This is a genomic window from Lentibacillus amyloliquefaciens, assembly GCF_001307805.1.
Classification (GTDB): domain Bacteria; phylum Bacillota; class Bacilli; order Bacillales; family Amphibacillaceae; genus Lentibacillus; species Lentibacillus amyloliquefaciens.
In genome coordinates this window covers 890,162-906,493 of record NZ_CP013862.1, presented here as the reverse complement: position 1 = coordinate 906,493, position 16,332 = coordinate 890,162, and the positions used below count along the sequence as shown (strand labels likewise).

Annotated in this window: 21 protein-coding genes and 1 other RNA gene; 19 read left to right on the top strand and 3 right to left on the bottom strand. The window is 40.2% G+C overall.

Annotated features, from left to right (window positions below):
- The first annotated feature begins 85 nt into the window (after positions 1-85).
- The 7 genes from AOX59_RS04510 to AOX59_RS04480 all read left to right on the top strand — a co-directional run bounded on the left by AOX59_RS04510 (position 86) and on the right by AOX59_RS04480 (position 5,531).
- A complete protein-coding gene (locus tag AOX59_RS04510; RefSeq protein ID WP_068442443.1) occupies positions 86-442 on the top strand; it encodes a DUF1798 family protein in 357 nt (118 codons plus the stop codon).
- Between the two features lie 65 nt (positions 443-507).
- Positions 508-912 carry a cytidine deaminase gene (locus tag AOX59_RS04505; RefSeq protein ID WP_068442440.1) on the top strand — a complete coding sequence of 135 codons (405 nt, stop codon included), beginning with the start codon at positions 508-510 and terminating at the stop codon, positions 910-912.
- A 175-nt stretch (positions 913-1,087) separates the two neighbouring features.
- Positions 1,088-1,390 carry a cell division regulator GpsB gene (gene gpsB, locus AOX59_RS04500; protein WP_068442431.1) on the top strand — a complete coding sequence of 101 codons (303 nt, stop codon included), beginning with the start codon at positions 1,088-1,090 and terminating at the stop codon, positions 1,388-1,390.
- A 66-nt stretch (positions 1,391-1,456) separates the two neighbouring features.
- Positions 1,457-1,840: RNase P RNA component class B (gene rnpB, locus AOX59_RS04495), an RNA gene on the top strand.
- A 147-nt stretch (positions 1,841-1,987) separates the two neighbouring features.
- Positions 1,988-3,118 (top strand): THUMP domain-containing class I SAM-dependent RNA methyltransferase, encoded by a 1,131-nt coding sequence (locus AOX59_RS04490; RefSeq protein WP_068442429.1) that lies wholly within the window; start codon positions 1,988-1,990, stop codon positions 3,116-3,118.
- A gap of 818 nt (positions 3,119-3,936) precedes the next feature.
- The gene (locus tag AOX59_RS04485) at positions 3,937-5,025 is read left to right on the top strand and encodes a type III polyketide synthase (RefSeq protein ID WP_068442426.1); all 1,089 of its coding nucleotides are present in this window, start codon (positions 3,937-3,939) and stop codon (positions 5,023-5,025) included.
- Positions 5,022-5,531 (top strand): isoprenylcysteine carboxyl methyltransferase family protein, encoded by a 510-nt coding sequence (locus tag AOX59_RS04480; protein WP_068442423.1) that lies wholly within the window; start codon positions 5,022-5,024, stop codon positions 5,529-5,531. Before AOX59_RS04485 ends, AOX59_RS04480 begins: the two co-directional genes overlap by 4 nt.
- Before the next feature lie 15 nt (positions 5,532-5,546).
- Here AOX59_RS04480 and AOX59_RS04475 read toward each other — a convergent pair whose 3' ends face one another.
- Both AOX59_RS04475 and AOX59_RS04470 read right to left on the bottom strand, forming a co-directional pair.
- Complete coding sequence (locus tag AOX59_RS04475) at positions 5,547-6,224, bottom strand: queuosine precursor transporter (RefSeq protein ID WP_068442420.1); 678 nt, start codon at positions 6,222-6,224, stop codon at positions 5,547-5,549.
- Positions 6,225-6,442: 218 nt separating this feature from the next.
- Entirely contained in the window at positions 6,443-6,643 is a 201-nt protein-coding gene (locus AOX59_RS04470; RefSeq protein ID WP_068442417.1) for a cold-shock protein, read from the bottom strand.
- Between the two features lie 347 nt (positions 6,644-6,990).
- On the opposite strand from AOX59_RS04470, the gene AOX59_RS04465 reads away from it, so the two are divergent.
- Both AOX59_RS04465 and AOX59_RS04460 read left to right on the top strand, forming a co-directional pair.
- Positions 6,991-8,661, top strand: a complete 1,671-nt coding sequence (locus tag AOX59_RS04465; protein ID WP_068442414.1) for a formate--tetrahydrofolate ligase — start codon at positions 6,991-6,993, stop codon at positions 8,659-8,661.
- Positions 8,661-9,260 (top strand): HD domain-containing protein, encoded by a 600-nt coding sequence (locus tag AOX59_RS04460; RefSeq protein ID WP_068442411.1) that lies wholly within the window; start codon positions 8,661-8,663, stop codon positions 9,258-9,260. The genes AOX59_RS04465 and AOX59_RS04460 overlap by 1 nt, the downstream gene beginning before the upstream one ends.
- A 70-nt stretch (positions 9,261-9,330) precedes the next feature.
- Here AOX59_RS04460 and AOX59_RS04455 read toward each other — a convergent pair whose 3' ends face one another.
- Positions 9,331-10,350: a C40 family peptidase gene (locus AOX59_RS04455; protein ID WP_068442408.1), complete on the bottom strand. Its 1,020-nt coding sequence runs from the start codon at positions 10,348-10,350 to the stop codon at positions 9,331-9,333.
- 150 nt (positions 10,351-10,500) lie between these two features.
- Here AOX59_RS04455 and AOX59_RS04450 point away from each other — a divergent pair, with 150 nt between their 5' ends.
- From AOX59_RS04450 to AOX59_RS04405, 10 genes are all read left to right on the top strand, one after another.
- A complete protein-coding gene (locus AOX59_RS04450) occupies positions 10,501-11,457 on the top strand; it encodes a thymidylate synthase (protein WP_068442404.1) in 957 nt (318 codons plus the stop codon).
- A gap of 20 nt (positions 11,458-11,477) precedes the next feature.
- Positions 11,478-11,972: a dihydrofolate reductase gene (locus AOX59_RS04445; protein ID WP_068442399.1), complete on the top strand. Its 495-nt coding sequence runs from the start codon at positions 11,478-11,480 to the stop codon at positions 11,970-11,972.
- Between the two features lie 3 nt (positions 11,973-11,975).
- On the top strand, positions 11,976-12,563 hold the full coding sequence (gene mobA, locus AOX59_RS04440) for a molybdenum cofactor guanylyltransferase (RefSeq protein WP_068442396.1): 588 nt from the start codon (positions 11,976-11,978) through the stop codon (positions 12,561-12,563).
- A gap of 140 nt (positions 12,564-12,703) precedes the next feature.
- On the top strand, positions 12,704-12,913 hold the full coding sequence (locus tag AOX59_RS04435; protein WP_068442395.1) for a twin-arginine translocase TatA/TatE family subunit: 210 nt from the start codon (positions 12,704-12,706) through the stop codon (positions 12,911-12,913).
- Between the two features lie 19 nt (positions 12,914-12,932).
- Positions 12,933-13,118 carry a twin-arginine translocase TatA/TatE family subunit gene (tatA, locus tag AOX59_RS04430; RefSeq protein ID WP_068442392.1) on the top strand — a complete coding sequence of 62 codons (186 nt, stop codon included), beginning with the start codon at positions 12,933-12,935 and terminating at the stop codon, positions 13,116-13,118.
- Positions 13,119-13,187: 69 nt separating this feature from the next.
- Entirely contained in the window at positions 13,188-13,952 is a 765-nt protein-coding gene (gene tatC, locus AOX59_RS04425) for a twin-arginine translocase subunit TatC (RefSeq protein ID WP_068442391.1), read from the top strand.
- A 14-nt stretch (positions 13,953-13,966) separates the two neighbouring features.
- Positions 13,967-14,188, top strand: a complete 222-nt coding sequence (locus AOX59_RS04420) for a YozE family protein (RefSeq protein WP_068442390.1) — start codon at positions 13,967-13,969, stop codon at positions 14,186-14,188.
- 416 nt (positions 14,189-14,604) lie between these two features.
- Positions 14,605-15,024, top strand: a complete 420-nt coding sequence (vrrA, locus tag AOX59_RS04415) for a VrrA/YqfQ family protein (protein ID WP_068442387.1) — start codon at positions 14,605-14,607, stop codon at positions 15,022-15,024.
- 104 nt (positions 15,025-15,128) lie between these two features.
- A complete protein-coding gene (msrB, locus tag AOX59_RS04410) occupies positions 15,129-16,082 on the top strand; it encodes a peptide-methionine (R)-S-oxide reductase MsrB (RefSeq protein ID WP_068442380.1) in 954 nt (317 codons plus the stop codon).
- A gap of 43 nt (positions 16,083-16,125) precedes the next feature.
- Positions 16,126-16,332: a DUF6501 family protein gene (locus AOX59_RS04405; RefSeq protein WP_068442377.1), complete on the top strand. Its 207-nt coding sequence runs from the start codon at positions 16,126-16,128 to the stop codon at positions 16,330-16,332.

Sequence of the window (16,332 nt, the reverse complement as noted above, 5' to 3'; positions counted from 1 at the left end):
GCCAACTAGAAACACCGAAGTGTCATTTTTACCGGACTTTTTGAACAACTTCTATAAGCAAATGAGCCAGAAAGCAGGATGAAATATGAATTTAGAAGAACAAACGATACAACTCAAGGAAGAGCTCGAACGATTAAAGAACATTTATGAAGAAAACAACCCGCCTGAAAGCAAAAAAGACAAAGATTTTTTTGAAATGATGAAAGTGCAGACAGCTCCTATTTATGACTTGCTGGCAGAGTGGGAGGAAAATACGCTCAAGATTGTTAAAGAGCGAAGGGTGAATGTCCATCCGCAGCAAGTTACGTCAACACGGGAAAACATGGAACTTCTCTTGTTAAATAGTTATTATGTCGATGTCAAACGGAGAAGATATATGGAATTAGATCATTCGATACACTTTATATTTGACCAGCTCCTGTCAGAGCTTCGGGCTGATTAAAGTTCTTTACATTATAGCGTTTTTAATTATAATTACCTTCCATTTATATGAGAAAGGGGAGAAGTATGAGCAATCAGGAATTACTCGATAAAGCAGCAGAAATAAAAAATAAAGCATATGTCCCGTATTCTGAGTTCCCTGTTGGGGCTGCACTGTTAACGCGTTCAGGAAAGATCTACACAGGATGCAATATCGAAAATGCTGCCTATCCGGTCAGTTGCTGTGCAGAAAGGGTGGCCATTTTTAAAGCAATTGCGGATGGTGAATTTGATTTTGCTGAAATGGCCGTTGTTGCAGATACGGAAAGGCCTGTACCGCCATGTGGATCCTGCCGGCAGGTAATGAGCGAGTTTTTTAATAACGACATGGAGATCAATCTGACTAACGCACATAACCAAACGAAGATAGTCACGATGGAAGAATTGTTGCCGTTTTCCTTTCAGTCTGATGATATGAATGATAGGGGCTGATCAAGTCAGCTTCTTTTTTATGACTTGAATTAATAACAAAATACATACAAATCATGTTATACTGTTATAAAATAAGGAAAAACACTCTATACATATGAACAAATATAAGCGGGAAACGTTCTATTTAGACACGAGTTCCGAACTGCTTATAAATGAAAATCCGAGGTGACTTAAGATGAATGCAAACCGCATCCAGCTTACGGGAAAAGACATACTTGAGAAAGAATTTAAAACCGGAATGCGCGGCTATAATCAGGAAGAAGTTGATGAATTTCTTGACACGATTATTCAGGATTACGAAGCATTTCAGCAAGAAATCGAAAAGCTGCGGCAGGAAAATGAACGTATCAAAAAACAATCTGACCAGACAAGAAGCCGGGCAACATCGAACAATCACCAAGTCAATTATGATATTTTAAAAAGGGTATCCAATTTGGAAAAGGCAGTGTTCGGCAAAAAATATGATGATGCTGAGTGATGGTATATTTTCACAGTGAACACCGGGCAGAAGTGTGATATAATCTCTTTAGAGAGTAATAATTGAATACTGACGTAATCGCTGTATATGATGCATATACAGAGGAAAGTCCATGCTCACACAGGCTGCGATGCCTGTAGTGTTCGTGCTTGACGAAACCATAAGTCAAGGTGGCCATCGAGGCTAACGGCAGCAAAAACCCCTAAATCAATTGACATGGGGGAGTATGCTTGAAAGTGCCACAGTGACGCAGTCGGGCTGGAAACAGTCCGAATGGAACGCGGTAAACCCCACGAGTGAGCAACCCAAATATTGGTAGGGGCACCCTTGATTAGGGAAATGAACCGAAAAAGGGACAAGGATTGCAAATGCTTGTAGATAGATGATTACGACCGATGTACAAGGCTGACCACCGCATGAGTACAACGGAACAGAACATGGCTTACCAAGTATTCAATGGTCTCTGTTATATTGAACCCAAAACCTTTCTGAGCTGATCAGAAAGGTTTTTTAATTATATCCTTGATTGTGATAAACTAATACTGACTGAATCGCAGGTTAAACAATCCTCGACTCTACATACGAAAGGAATTTATCATGTCTCAAAATATAACATTAATTGCAACAGCTGCTATGGGCCTGGAATCAGTTGTGGCATCTGAAGTAAAGCAACTTGGTTATGAGGCCAATGTCGAAAATGGAAAAGTAATTTTTAACGCACCTGTCTCAGCAATACCACGCTGTAACTTATGGCTGCGAAGTGCCGACCGTGTCAAGTTGCACGTAGGACGGTTCAAAACTGAAACATTTGATGACTTGTTTGAAGCGACAAAAGCATTGCCATGGGAAAATTTTATCACAGAAGAGGGTAAATTCCCGGTATCCGGCAAATCCGTAAAATCCACTCTGCATAGCGTGCCTGACTGTCAGGCTATTGTTAAAAAAGCAATAGCTGAAAAGTTAAAATTAAAGTATGGGTTTGCGGGGAATTTACCTGAAACCGGCGGATTGTATAAAGTCGAGGTGGCTATTCATAAGGATGATGCAACATTGACGATCGATACTTCCGGCTCAGGACTGCACAAACGCGGTTATCGGATTGGACAAGGTGATGCACCATTAAAAGAAACATTGGCTGCTGCGTTAATTATGTTGACGAATTGGAAACCTGATTATCCATTAATCGATCCATTTTGCGGATCGGGAACAATTCCTATTGAGGCTGCATTAATCGGGCAAAATATTGCTCCGGGCTTTAATCGTGACTTCACATCCGAAGACTGGAAATGGATTAAAAACCGTTATTGGGATGAAGCATTTGAAGAAGTGGAGGACAAAGCCAACTACAGCCAGAAATTAAATATAACCGGGTATGATATTGACCATAGGATGATTGAAATATCAAAAGAAAATGCAACAGAGGCTGGACTTGGTGACCTTATATCCTGGAAACAAATGCAAGCAAATGATTTAGTGCTCAGGGAACAGAACGGTTATCTGATCGGCAATCCGCCGTACGGCCAGCGTATAGGTGATAAAGAAGCAGCAGGGGAGATATATAGTGAATTAGGGAAAATAATGAAAAAACATCCCACTTGGAGTATCTATATCCTGGCAGCATTTGATGCATTTGAACAAAAGTTCGGTCAGAAGGCCACGAAGAAACGGAAACTTTTCAATGGATTCATTCAAACTAACTATTACCAATACTTCGGCAGAAAACAATAGAATCGATTAACCAAGGCACTTTGTACAAAATTTCTGGCGCGGAATCTTCGCTGTTGATGTAAACTGCGAAGTACTATAAAAATGATTGAGTGCTATGAGACCGCTCCGGAAATACACGCTGCGCACCTTAGGGCGGCTGGTGAGCCTCCTCGTGCTCGTCGCACTGTGGGGTCTCACCTATGCCTCCCGTCCCGCAGGAATCGTCGAGTATTTCCTCCGCTGGCGCCGCGCTTTATAATCTCATTGTTTTGGTGCTTAACTAAATTCTTCCGAGGAGACTGAAGGGTTGCCCTAAGGTACGCGACTGCCCGGAACGGAAATCAACATAGCAAATACTTCGCAGTTTGTGGGTATTGTGGCAAAAAGCAACAACCTTTTATAAAACAGCCAAACCAAAACCAGGGAGAACTCCTGGTTTTAAATATACATTCCAATTGGCCAATCGAATAGCGGTGACTCTGCGTCCGCTTTTCCCTCAGCGATTGGAAAGTTCTTGTTCCCCTTTATACAAGTCCCAATATGCCCCCGTGAACAGTCAGAATCTGTTAATAATCAATTCCCAGAAAATCCCCGCTCGCACCACATAAATAGAATAAAAACGCCAAACCAGCGAACAATAATAAACGTCCTAATAGCATGACATAGATATATGATGAATTAATAATGATGCTTACCTTTATGATGCATAATTGATGATGCGCTTTTTATAATTCACAATCTGTTAAAAATAATTGTAAATTCGAGGAAATCTAAAGAATATAAAAGTACTCTGATTCTCCTGATTATAAGTACCAGCCAGGAAGAGAGGGGGAAGCCAATTGATCAGTTCAATCGGTTTAGGAGTCCCGCCAAATGAAATAACACAGACAGAGATCCAGTCTTTGGTTAAAGAAATATTCAGAAGCAGTGAATCGAGAATGATTGAAAGGCTAATGCCGGTCTTTAGCCATGCCCAAGTCAATAAACGACAATTTGTTGTAGATGCAAACTGGTTCAGGAAAACCCACACTTTCCAAGAAAAGAATGACCTTTATCATCAGTTTGCTCTAAAACAATCGTTACAAGCGATTGATGCTTGTTTAATGAATGAACAATTTTTGACAAAGCCAGTTCCATATGAAGCCATTGATATGATCATATTCGTTTCCAGTACAGGGATAGCAACACCATCATTAGAGACATTCATTATGAGTGAACGCCCTTTTAGAGAGAATGTAGCTCGAATGCCGCTTTGGGGACTTGGCTGTGCAGGCGGTGCCATTGGTTTATCACGTGCATTCGATTGGATCAAAGCAAACCCTGATAAAAATGTGCTTCTGATATGCTGCGAATTGTGCAGCCTTACATTTCAAAAAGAAGATATTCAGAAAAGCAACCTTGTTGGAACTGCTTTATTTGGAGATGGCGTTGGCGCAGCATTAGTGATGGGGGAGGATTCGAATTATTTACCATACAACCATCGTACTAAACCAAGAATCACACATACAGGTTCCGCCACTATGAAAAACAGTCATAGTGTGATGGGATGGAATGTTACAAACAGGGGACTTGAAGTTATCTTTTCCAAACGCATACCAGCATTGGTACGATCATTTTGGCGTGATCACATTGATCAGTTTTTACATGATATAAAAGCCGGTCAGTCACACATCCATTCCTTCATTGCACACCCTGGCGGCAAAAAAGTATTGGAAGCAATGGAGGAGGTCACACAAGCTTCCAGCGACAAATTCAAATATTCCTATGAAGTTCTCCGCAATCATGGAAATATGTCGTCGGCGACTGTTTTATATGTTCTGAACCAGTGGATGCTTTCCGGAGTGAATGAAAGGCAATTAAGCATCTTATCAGCATTGGGGCCTGGATTCAGTTCGGAATTATTATTATTGGAGTGGTATGAAACGTGACGGTATGGATGTGGTTATTTATTGCGGGAGTTATCATGCAGCGTCTTGTGGAATTAAAGATTGCCAAAAATAATGAAAAATGGATGAAAAGCAGAGGAGGCATTGAAAAAGGCAGGCAGCATTATAAATGGTTTGTCTTGCTTCATGTGTGCTTTTTCGGATCGATTATTGTAGAAACTTCAGTTATTAATAATGAAGTTTTCAGTATCAATTATGTGCTGCTATTTATTTTTTTAACTGCTCAAGCAGGCCGGTTCTGGTGCATTCAATCATTAGGCAGATTCTGGAATACTAAAGTAATCGTACTGCCTGGTGTCATACATCTAAAAAAAGGACCGTACAAGTATGTCAAACATCCAAATTACATCATTGTGGCTGCTGAATTATTCGTTATACCACTCTTTGTCGGAGCTGTCATGACAGCAATATTGTACCCGATACTTCATCTTCTCTTATTAAGGGTCAGAATACCGGAGGAAGAAAAAGCTTTAACAAAGCCAACATAAGAGAGGATAGCCCGGCTATCCTCTCTTTTTCATGTTTTTGGCCATATACATAAATGGTGTATCAATAATAGCAACAATAAATTTGATCAGATAGGTTGTCATGAAAATTTCCAGCCAGATGGGAAATGGATAGTTACCAAAAAAGGCTATACTGCAAAAGACCGCAGAATCCAACAGTTGACTGATCGCTGTACTGCCATTATTGCGTACCCACAAAAATTTATCAGAAGGGAATAATTTGCGTAATTTGTTATAAATCCATACGTCAAAATATTGACTGACAATATACGCAGCCAGACTGCCTAATGCAACTTTAGGAATTACCTCAAAAAGTGTTGAAAGCGCTCCGTGTGCTATATCATCAGGTCCTGGCTGGAACTGAAGTGCAATCTGCATCATAATAATCATGGCAATCAAGGTTGAAAAACCGGCCCATACAGCTTTCTTAGCATCTTCCTTCCCGTATTTCTCATTAATGATGTCTGTTGCCAGAAAGGCTGTCCCATAAAGGATATTTCCCAATGTTGCAGTCAACCCAAATAATTCTACTGTTTTCAACACTTGAATATTAGCCACAACAGTAGCCATACCAATCCAGACAAACAGGCCCGTTCGTCCAAACAAACGGTAAAAAATCAAGAGCAATGTAAAATTAACAAGTGCAAACAAAATCCAGATCACTTCGTTCGGCATTTTGGATTCCTCCTTAGTTTTGATAACGCGGGAGTTTGCGAACCGCGAACAAAATATCATTATACGCTGATGTGTACCGAAAGGCAACTTTAGAAAAACTAAAGACTAGCCTCGTCTTATAGTGAGTGCCGAAATTCGACCATAATCTATACTTTCTGACGTTACAACAAAAGCGGCAATCGAAATGATTGCCGCTTTATATTTAAGGTTTATACCGTTTATTGTTTTACAACATTTGCTGCTTGTGGACCGCGATCGCCTTCCACAATATCAAATGTTACGTTTTGTCCTTCTTCAAGTGTTTTGAAGCCTTCTTCCTGGATAGCTGAATAATGAACGAATACGTCATTTCCTTCTTCTACCTGAATGAAGCCATAGCCTTTTTCCGCATTAAACCATTTTACTACGCCGTTTTCCATTGTAAATAATCCTCCTAAAAACTTTCACGTAAAACGTGTTAATACAAAGCAGACAAACAGAATTAAAAAGCAGCTTCCTGAAGAAATGCTGGATCACTATTGCATCCACTTCCACAGAAGCCGCTTGTCATTAATGATTCCATACATCTTCTTTGCTTGAATCTAATATAGCTTATTTTTAGGCTTCAGTCAAGAAAATGCTTATGTATAATTTATTTTTCCGCAATTATTTAAACAGGTGCTTGACAAAGTGTGAAAGCGGTTGAGTAATTGTTAGAAAAGTGTATAAAAAATAAAGCAAATACGTTATACTGACATTAAATTGATCTGGAGAGGGGCGGCGTGGAATGAAATCAGATATTGAAATTGCGCAAGAGACCGATTTAAAACCAATTGAAGAGATCGCGGGAAAGCTTGGTCTGGAACGTGAAGACTGGGAACCTTATGGACACACCAAAGCCAAACTTTCGAAAACATTGCATAATAAATTAAACGATCAACCAAACGGTAAAGTCATTTTAGTTACTTCGATCAATCCAACACCGGCAGGAGAAGGTAAATCGACAGTGACAGTAGGATTGGGTCAGGCAATGGAGAAGTTCGGCAAGAAAGCGATGATTGCTTTGCGAGAACCATCCTTAGGCCCTGTCATGGGGATAAAAGGCGGAGCAGCCGGCGGAGGATATTCGCAAGTGTTGCCAATGGAAGATATTAACCTTCATTTCACGGGAGACTTGCACGCAATTACGACTGCCAATAATGCGTTGTCAGCTATGATTGATAATCATATACACAGAGGGAACTCACTGAACATTGATCCTCGTCGTATTGAATGGAAACGAGTTATGGATATGAACGACCGGGCATTAAGGCAAATCGTCGTTGGACTTGGCGGACCGTCACGCGGCGTACCCAGGGAAGATGGGTTTAATATAACCGTCGCTTCTGAAATAATGGCAATTTTATGCCTTGCAACAAGTTTGGAGGATTTAAAAGCGAGGATTGCCGAGATTGTAATCGGTTATACATACGATGAAGCCCCCGTCACTGCAGGAGATCTAAATGTGGAGGGAGCATTGACACTCTTATTAAAAGAGGCCATTAAGCCTAACTTGGTCCAGACGACTGAAAATACACCTGCTGTCATTCATGGCGGTCCGTTTGCCAATATTGCCCACGGATGCAATAGCATTATGGCGACAAAGACCGCTGCCAAACTAAGCGATTACGTCGTCACAGAAGCAGGTTTTGGAGCAGATCTTGGTGCTGAGAAGTTTCTGGATATCAAATCCCGTGCTGGTGAATTTAATACAGATGCTGTTGTTATCGTGGCAACTGTACGTGCTATAAAGATGCATGGCGGTGTTAATCGTGATAACCTGACCACTGAAAATATTGGGGCACTGGAAAAAGGTATCGAAAACCTGGCGAAACACATGGAAACAATTGAATCATTTGGGCTGCCATACGTAGTCGCCATCAATAAATTCCCATCCGATTCGGCTGCAGAAATTGAATACATTACGTCATGGTGTGAGTCGAGAAATACTGATGTGGCTTTAACAGACGTACACGCAAACGGTGGTGAAGGCGGCATGGAACTTGCTGAAAAAATTGTTGAAAAAACTGATGCGCCTTCCCAAAATTTCAACTATATATATGATTTAAATGATCCGCTTGAAACAAAAATCAGGAAAATAGCCCAAGCTGTATACGGTGCTGATGATATTGACTTATCTGAAAAAGCCAAAAAACAACTTGCCTTCTACGAACAAGAAGGGTGGGGTAAGCTTCCGGTATGTATGGCAAAGTCGCAATACTCATTGTCTGATGATCCGTCTTTATTGGGAAGACCTAAAAATTTCAACGTCAAAATCAGAGAATTGCGTCCTTCAATAGGGGCAGGATTCATCGTTGTGTTAACGGGTAATATGATGACGATGCCGGGCTTGCCGGCAAAACCGGCCGCGCTTAATATGGATGTAGATGAAAACGGAAAGGCGCTCGGATTATTTTAATGAACACAGTCCATAAACTAAATGCAATCAAGGATTATATCTATACTGTTTTTAATGATGACGCAACAGGACACGATTTTTTCCATATGAAACGTGTCGCTTTTATGGCAAAGCATTTAGCCGTCATGGAACAAGCAGATCATTTTATTTGCGAGGCTGCCGGATGGGTTCATGATATTGGTGACAGAAAGTTGTTTTCCAATCGTGCACATGCCTTAAAGGAGCTGGATAATTTTTTACAATCCATTGATTGCACTGCAGATGAAATCAGTACTATCCGCAAAACTGTTGAAGATATATCATTCAGTAAAGGGAAGACACCTGCAAATATCGAAGGAAAAATCGTGCAGGATGCAGACAGGCTGGATGCCATTGGTGCCGTCGGAATTGCCCGGACATTTGCTTTCGGGGCTGCAAAAGGGCAATTACTTTGGCATGATCATGCGGACAAACGTGACGAAACATCTGTTCAGCATTTTTATGCTAAATTGCTGCATTTAAACGATTCAATGAATACCGCGGCAGCTAAACAAATAGCTAATCAGCGCCACCAGTTTATGGAAACGTACTTACAGCAATTCTTCAGGGAATGGCAATGATCTTAAAATTATCGGGCAGAAATGAAGCAAGTCTGCCCGATCTTTCAACGCTTCAAACTTGCTTTTCAGGTTATTGCACTCTTCCTGCTCCAAGATACCGGTTTTTCCAGTATGATTGAGACAATTTGCTTGTTTCCACACCACTGGATTCGCTGGCATGAATGAATTTCCCGTCCCCAATATAAATTCCCATGTGCGACGGGCCGGGTTTATAAGTTTCAAAAAAGACGAGATCACCGACGGAAGGGCTGCCAACTTGAGTTGTGTAATTCCATGTGTCACTTACTGTTCGTGGAAGAGAAATGCCATCTGCTTTAAAAATGTATTGAATGAATCCGCTGCAATCGAAACCTCCCGGCGAATCGCCTCCCCAGACATAAGGCGTCCCTATCTGTGCTCGGGCAGCATCAATTGCCTTTGCATGGTTGGACGTTGTAACCTCAGCCTGGCCGGGTTCATGTGAAGAATCCTTTTTTGTTGAACGCCCCGGATTCTGATTTGCAGCTTCTTTATTATTTTTCTGCATGGGTCGATTCTGTTCATACAGGGCCTTTAAAGCTTCATCATCAATCAATTCCATGTCATATTCATCTTCAGCTTCTTCAAGTGCACGCTGCGTCAGCGGTCCATACAGTCCATCGATTTCACCCTTATAATAACCAAAGTAATCAAGTACGCGCTGAATGATTTTAACATCAGACTTTTCCATACCCGGATAGATCGAACCGGACATGTCATCCAAATCTTCTATATTCTGCTGCATCTCCTCATCAATCATGACATTCAAAGACTTTAAATCTGCTTGCCCTGTAATTTTCAGATCATTCTCTGCTTGAAATTTCTTCAGTGCATGTTCGGTCAGAAGACCATAATTGCCATCAATATCATCATCAAAAAACGATAATTTATTCAATTTCTGCTGCAGAATTCGGACTGTTTCAACATGGTGTCCGTATTGTAATTGCTCTTCTGCAAGCAATTGATTGTTTTGAAGTGCAGGGTATGCTTCTGCAAAAACAAACGGCTGGCTTAACACACAGGTATACAAGACAGACTGTTTCACCGCATGTTCAATCGAACCATTCAGCATGCAATGATCCCCTTTCATGTGTAAGTGCTTATAAAGATTTATGTCGTATAATCGATGGTTATGTGCCAGCTTGCAGTTAAGATTATGTTACAAAAAATAAATTGCTGTCATAACTGAATTATATTATGATAGAAATACGAGGTGAGAATAATGCTGACAGGTGAACAAGGTTATTTAGACTTATCCAAATACATACTTAAAAACGGCACAAAAAAACACGACCGAACCAATACAGGCACTTATTCTGTGTTCGGTCATCAAATGCGGTTTGATCTCAGCGAAGGTTTTCCGCTTCTGACCACTAAAAAAATACCATTTCGGCTGATTGTCAGTGAACTGCTCTGGTTTATAAAAGGGGATACTAATATTCAGTATCTGCTGCAGAACAATAACAATATCTGGAATGAATGGGCTTTTAAAAACTGGGTTGACAGTGACGACTATGAAGGCCCTGATATGACTGATTTCGGAATTCGCAGTCAGCAGGATTATGAGTTTAATTTGCTTTATCAGGAACAAATGAATATTTTCAAAGAGAATATTTTGAATGATCATGTCTTCGCAGAAAAGTTTGGAGATCTGGGCAATGTGTATGGTAAACAATGGCGCGATTGGAAAACATCGCAAAATGAAACCATCGATCAATTGAAAGACGTTATTGATTTAATTCGAAACAACCCAGATTCCAGACGGCATATTGTGTCAGCCTGGAACCCTGAAGACGTGCCAAACATGGCGCTGCCGCCTTGTCATACACTGTTTCAGTTTTATGTGGCAGATGGAAAATTATCATGCCAGTTATATCAGCGCAGCGCCGACATGTTTATAGGCGTGCCTTTTAATATTGCCAGTTATGCACTGCTGACTCATATTATCGCTCACGAATGCGGCCTTGAAGCAGGGGAATTTGTCCATACATTAGGTGATGCACACATATATACAAATCATGTTGAACAAGTGAAAACGCAGCTTGGACGTCAAACCAGACCGTTTCCGGCTCTGAAAATCAATCGGGAAAAAGAATCAATTTTCGACTTCGAACTGTCTGATTTTGAATTAATTGGATATAATCCGCATCCATCAATTAAAGCACCGATCGCAGTCTGAACTAGAGGAGGATGATTCCAATGATTTCGTTGCTTGTCGCTATGGACCGTAATCGTGTGATTGGTTATCAAAATGATTTGCCATGGCATTTGCCAAATGATTTAAAATTTTTCAAGCAAACAACAACCGGCAACACGATTATTATGGGGCGTAAAACTTTTGAAGCTATCGGAAGACCGCTTCCAAATCGAAAAAACATTGTCATATCAAAACAGCAGGATCAATTTCCCGATGGAATTGAGATTGTACGGGATATTGATACTATATTACACTGGAATGAGCAGGAACCAGATATTGAACTATTTGTAATCGGCGGCGGGAATATTTTCAAACAGTTCCTGAGCCATGCTGATCGTATGTATATCACCTGGGTGGATGAGGACTTTCAAGGTGATACGTTCTTTCCTTATTTCACAGAGTCTGAATGGCAATTAACTAAAAGGGAAAAAGGTGAAAAGGACAATAAAAATCCTTATGACTTTTATTTCTTGCAATATGATCGACTGGAAGGGTGACCGATGCATATCTCTGGTGTGATTCTCGCAGGCGGAAAATCATCCCGCATGGGAAAGACCAAATCATTATTGAATATAAATGGTAAGCCGGCAATTGCACACATTGCTGATGAAGTGAAGAATTTCTGTGATGATACAGCTGTTATTGCAAATGAGCCGGCATCATATCATTTCCTGGGTTTAAATTTATACCGGGACAGATATGAAGATAAAGGGCCTCTTGCCGGGATCGAAACTGCTATTTATCATATCGATGCCGATGTCTATGTGCTGGCGGCATGTGACATGCCATTTATCGACAAAGCAATTTTTCAGCATTTAATTCAATCACTTGGCAATGCCGAAGCAGTTATTCCGATATACAATGAACGGATGCATCCCTTGTCAGGCATATATACGAAAGATGTATTGCCGCATATTCAGAAGCTTCTTGATAACGATGAACGAAAAATACGGACATTATTTAAAGCGATAACGGTTAATTATGTGGCCGATTTTAATGACATTTCTGAGGAAGTATTGGACAAGCATTTTTTTAATATGAATTACCCGGAACAATACGAAATGACCAAACAGTTCAAAAAGGCTTAACACCTTATTTATCAGTTGCTAATCACATCTTGTCATGTTACACTTTTATCAGTTTCAGACTGTTCACAGTCCAATATTGAACGTTGCAAGCGAAGAATGATTGCTTGATTCTTATAATATATTTAAAGAAGGTGTCACATATGGGTATAGGCAGCATAGGCTTTCCTGGACTTATTTTGATTTTAGTGATTGCATTGGTTATTTTTGGTCCAAAGAAACTTCCTGAAATTGGAAAAGCAGCCGGAAATACGCTGCGTGAATTCAAGAAATCAACACAGGATTTAACGAATGATGTTTCAGATGAAGTTAAAGAAGCAAAGGATGTTGTGAAAAATGATCAAAATAAGTAACCTTACGGAGTGATTATATATGGGCATAGGCAGTATCGGTATTCCCGGTCTGATTTTAATTCTGATTATTGCTCTAATTGTTTTCGGACCGTCCAAATTGCCTGAAATCGGCAAAGCCGTCGGCAGTTCACTGAAGGAATTCAAAAATGCGGCGAAAGATATTGGATCTGATGATTCAGATAAAAATGATCGAACACCAAAATAATGGACTGCTTAACAAGGTGTAGGGGGAAACCTTACATCTTCTTTTATGCTTGGATTAGGAGCGTGAATCATGTCTTTAAAAGAGCAGTTTGAAAATGAAAAAGAAATGAATGTCGTCGGGCATCTATCCGAACTCAGAAACCGGCTTATTGTAACAGCAATATTTTTCATTCTATTTTTTGTTGCAGGTTTTATATATGTTGATGTCATTTATGGTTTCATTGAAGACGATTTGCCTTTCAAATTAAGCGTCACCGGGCTGACTGACTTGATATCTGTTTATTTAACACTTGCAGCGGTGGTGGCAACCGTTGGCACACTCCCAATATTAGCCTTGCAAACCTGGCTGTTTATCAAACCTGGTCTTACTAAACCTGAACGGGCTGCGACCCTAATGTATGTCCCGGTTATTTTCATTCTATTTCTGGCAGGGATTGCTTTTGGCTATATCATTTTTGTGGAACTGATCATCCCATTTCTGCTTTCCTTGAACGATGGCATGTTTAACGAAATATTTACATACGATCGTTACTTTAAGCTTTTATTCCGGATTGTCATTCCGTTTGCGCTATTTTTTGAAATGCCGGTTATCGTAATGTTTCTTACACGGCTGGGCATTATGACACCTGATTACATGCGGAAAACACGAAAATACGCCTATTTAATTCTTGTTATTATTGGTGCATTCATTACCCCGCCTGATTTTATTTTGCAGCTTGTGGCAATCATACCGCTGATAATTCTATATGAAATCAGCATCTATCTATCCAGAATTGTTTATCGCAAAAAGCTGAAAAAACATCGCGAATTTATGGAATCAGACAGCAGTGAATAATGGAGGAACTTGAAATGCGTTCGTTTTACCATTTTGCTTTAACCTATAGAGGGAAAAAAGAACCCGATGATAAGAGCCGGTTAGCTGATTGGATTTTTCATGACCATGATTTTCCGAAACATTCTGCTTCCTATAACGAAATCAGCAATTATCTTGAGTGGAATAGCCCTTTTGTTAATGCACTGGTGGTTTTTGATGAGATCTGGGAAGCTTATCAAATGAATAAGATGAATTAGGAGCTCCGGAAAATTCCGGAGCTTGTCATTGAAATTAAACAAACGTTTGATCAAAAGTTTATTTACTCAGCTTATACATTTGTAATAACTGAACAGGTGACGGTATTCCCGGTATTTCGGCAAAAAATTCACATGCATGTAATATCATGCGGGATTATGCGGTTACCCGGGAAATATTCTATATTTAATTATTCATCAAATTGCCACAATTGTGTGTCTTTACCCCCCGTCTTGATATAGAAACATAATGAAAGAAGGGGATAGCATGTTTTTTTATGTCATTGTTTATCAGCCGCCTTCACATCATTCAAAACGACCACACCGATTTGACTGAGCTTGCGGATAATCGCCTACACTATTAAATAAGAAGTGCGTACAATAACCTAAGGGACTTCATATAAATGAGGAGGATTATCATGGTATGGCCAATTCAACACAGAGAGCCGGATAACGTTATGATGCCGCGACAAGGATTTCACCCTGAACCACCGCAACAGACAACACCGGACCTGCAGCAGTTCACTAAAGGATTGTTGACGCCGGAACGCATTAACGGGTGGTCACAACAATTGAATAATGTACAAAAAGTCTTAAGTGTCGTGCAGCAAACTGCTCCCATCATCCAGCAATATGGCCCAATGATAAAAAATCTGCCTATGCTGTTTCAATTGATGAAAGCACTAAATGAAGATGATTCTGAAACTGATTTTGAGCCTGAGTCTCTTATAGAAGACCGTATTAAGAATGATAATGATGATCATCAACAACACAAAACGGATAATTTAGAACAGCGGATCGTGAAAACCGGTAAATCTGCCCCAAAATTGTTTATCTAATATAGAGTCTGAAAATATAAAAGACATTTGTAAGCATACAATTTGATTTTTCCAGCTAAAAACGAAAAAATAAGACTAGGATGATCCTAAAATGGAGGTATACTATGACGACTGAACTAGCTACATTTGCAGGGGGATGCTTCTGGTGTATGGTGGAACCATTCGATGAGCGCCCGGGAATCGAAAATATCGTTTCGGGGTATACTGGCGGAGATGTTGAAAATCCGACTTATGAACAGGTTTGTTCTGATACAACCGGTCATGTGGAAGCAGTCCAAATTACGTTCAATCCGGACATAATGCCATATGAGGAGCTTGTCAAGACTTTTTGGCAGCAAATTGATCCGACTGATTCAGGTGGTCAATTTAATGACCGGGGTGAATCATACGGGACAGCCATTTTTTATCATAATGCATCACAAAAAGAGATAGCTGAACAGTCCAAGCAAAAACTGGAAGAAAGTGGCAGGTTTGCTAAGCCAATCGTTACACCAATCCTTCCTGCTAAAACATTTTATAGAGCTGAGGAAGAACACCAAGACTACTACAAAAAACAGTCATTCCATTATCGTTTGTACAAAAAAGGATCTGGAAGGGAGGACTTTATCAAAGAAAATTGGAAAGAGGGTCCGGATAAAACCGAGTTAAAGGCAAAGCTCACCCCAATCCAGTATAGCGTGACACAGGAAAACGGCACAGAACAGCCTTTTAATAATGAATACTGGAATAATGAAGATGAAGGCGTCTATGTTGATATTATCTCCGGCGATGTTCTGTTTTCTTCCCATGATAAATTTGACGCAAACTGTGGCTGGCCTAGCTTTACGAAACCAATTGATCAGCATCAGGTTGAAGAAAAATCGGATACAAGCCACGGAATGATACGGACAGAAGTCAGAAGCAAAAACGCTGACTCACACTTGGGCCACGTTTTTCCCGATGGTCCTAAAGACCGGGGCGGGCTGCGTTATTGCATGAATTCTGCAGCCATGAAATTTATACCAAAAGAGGACATGAAAGAACAAGGCTACGAAAACTATTTACACCTTTTCGATTAAATTAACGATAATCTTATTATGTAAACAAACTTGGGAGGATGCAATGAGACATCTTAATTGGGAAGAGGCGGAAACAAGTAAAACAATTGAATGTGTTCATGCTGATGCGGAAAAGTTTATCGTCCACAATAAACTGACACCAGGCAAACAGTATGACGTTAAAAATGAAACGGAAGAGTTTTATTTTATTATCGATAACAGTAACCGTATCGCCGGTTTCTATAAGGATTACTTTAAAGAGATGGAATAA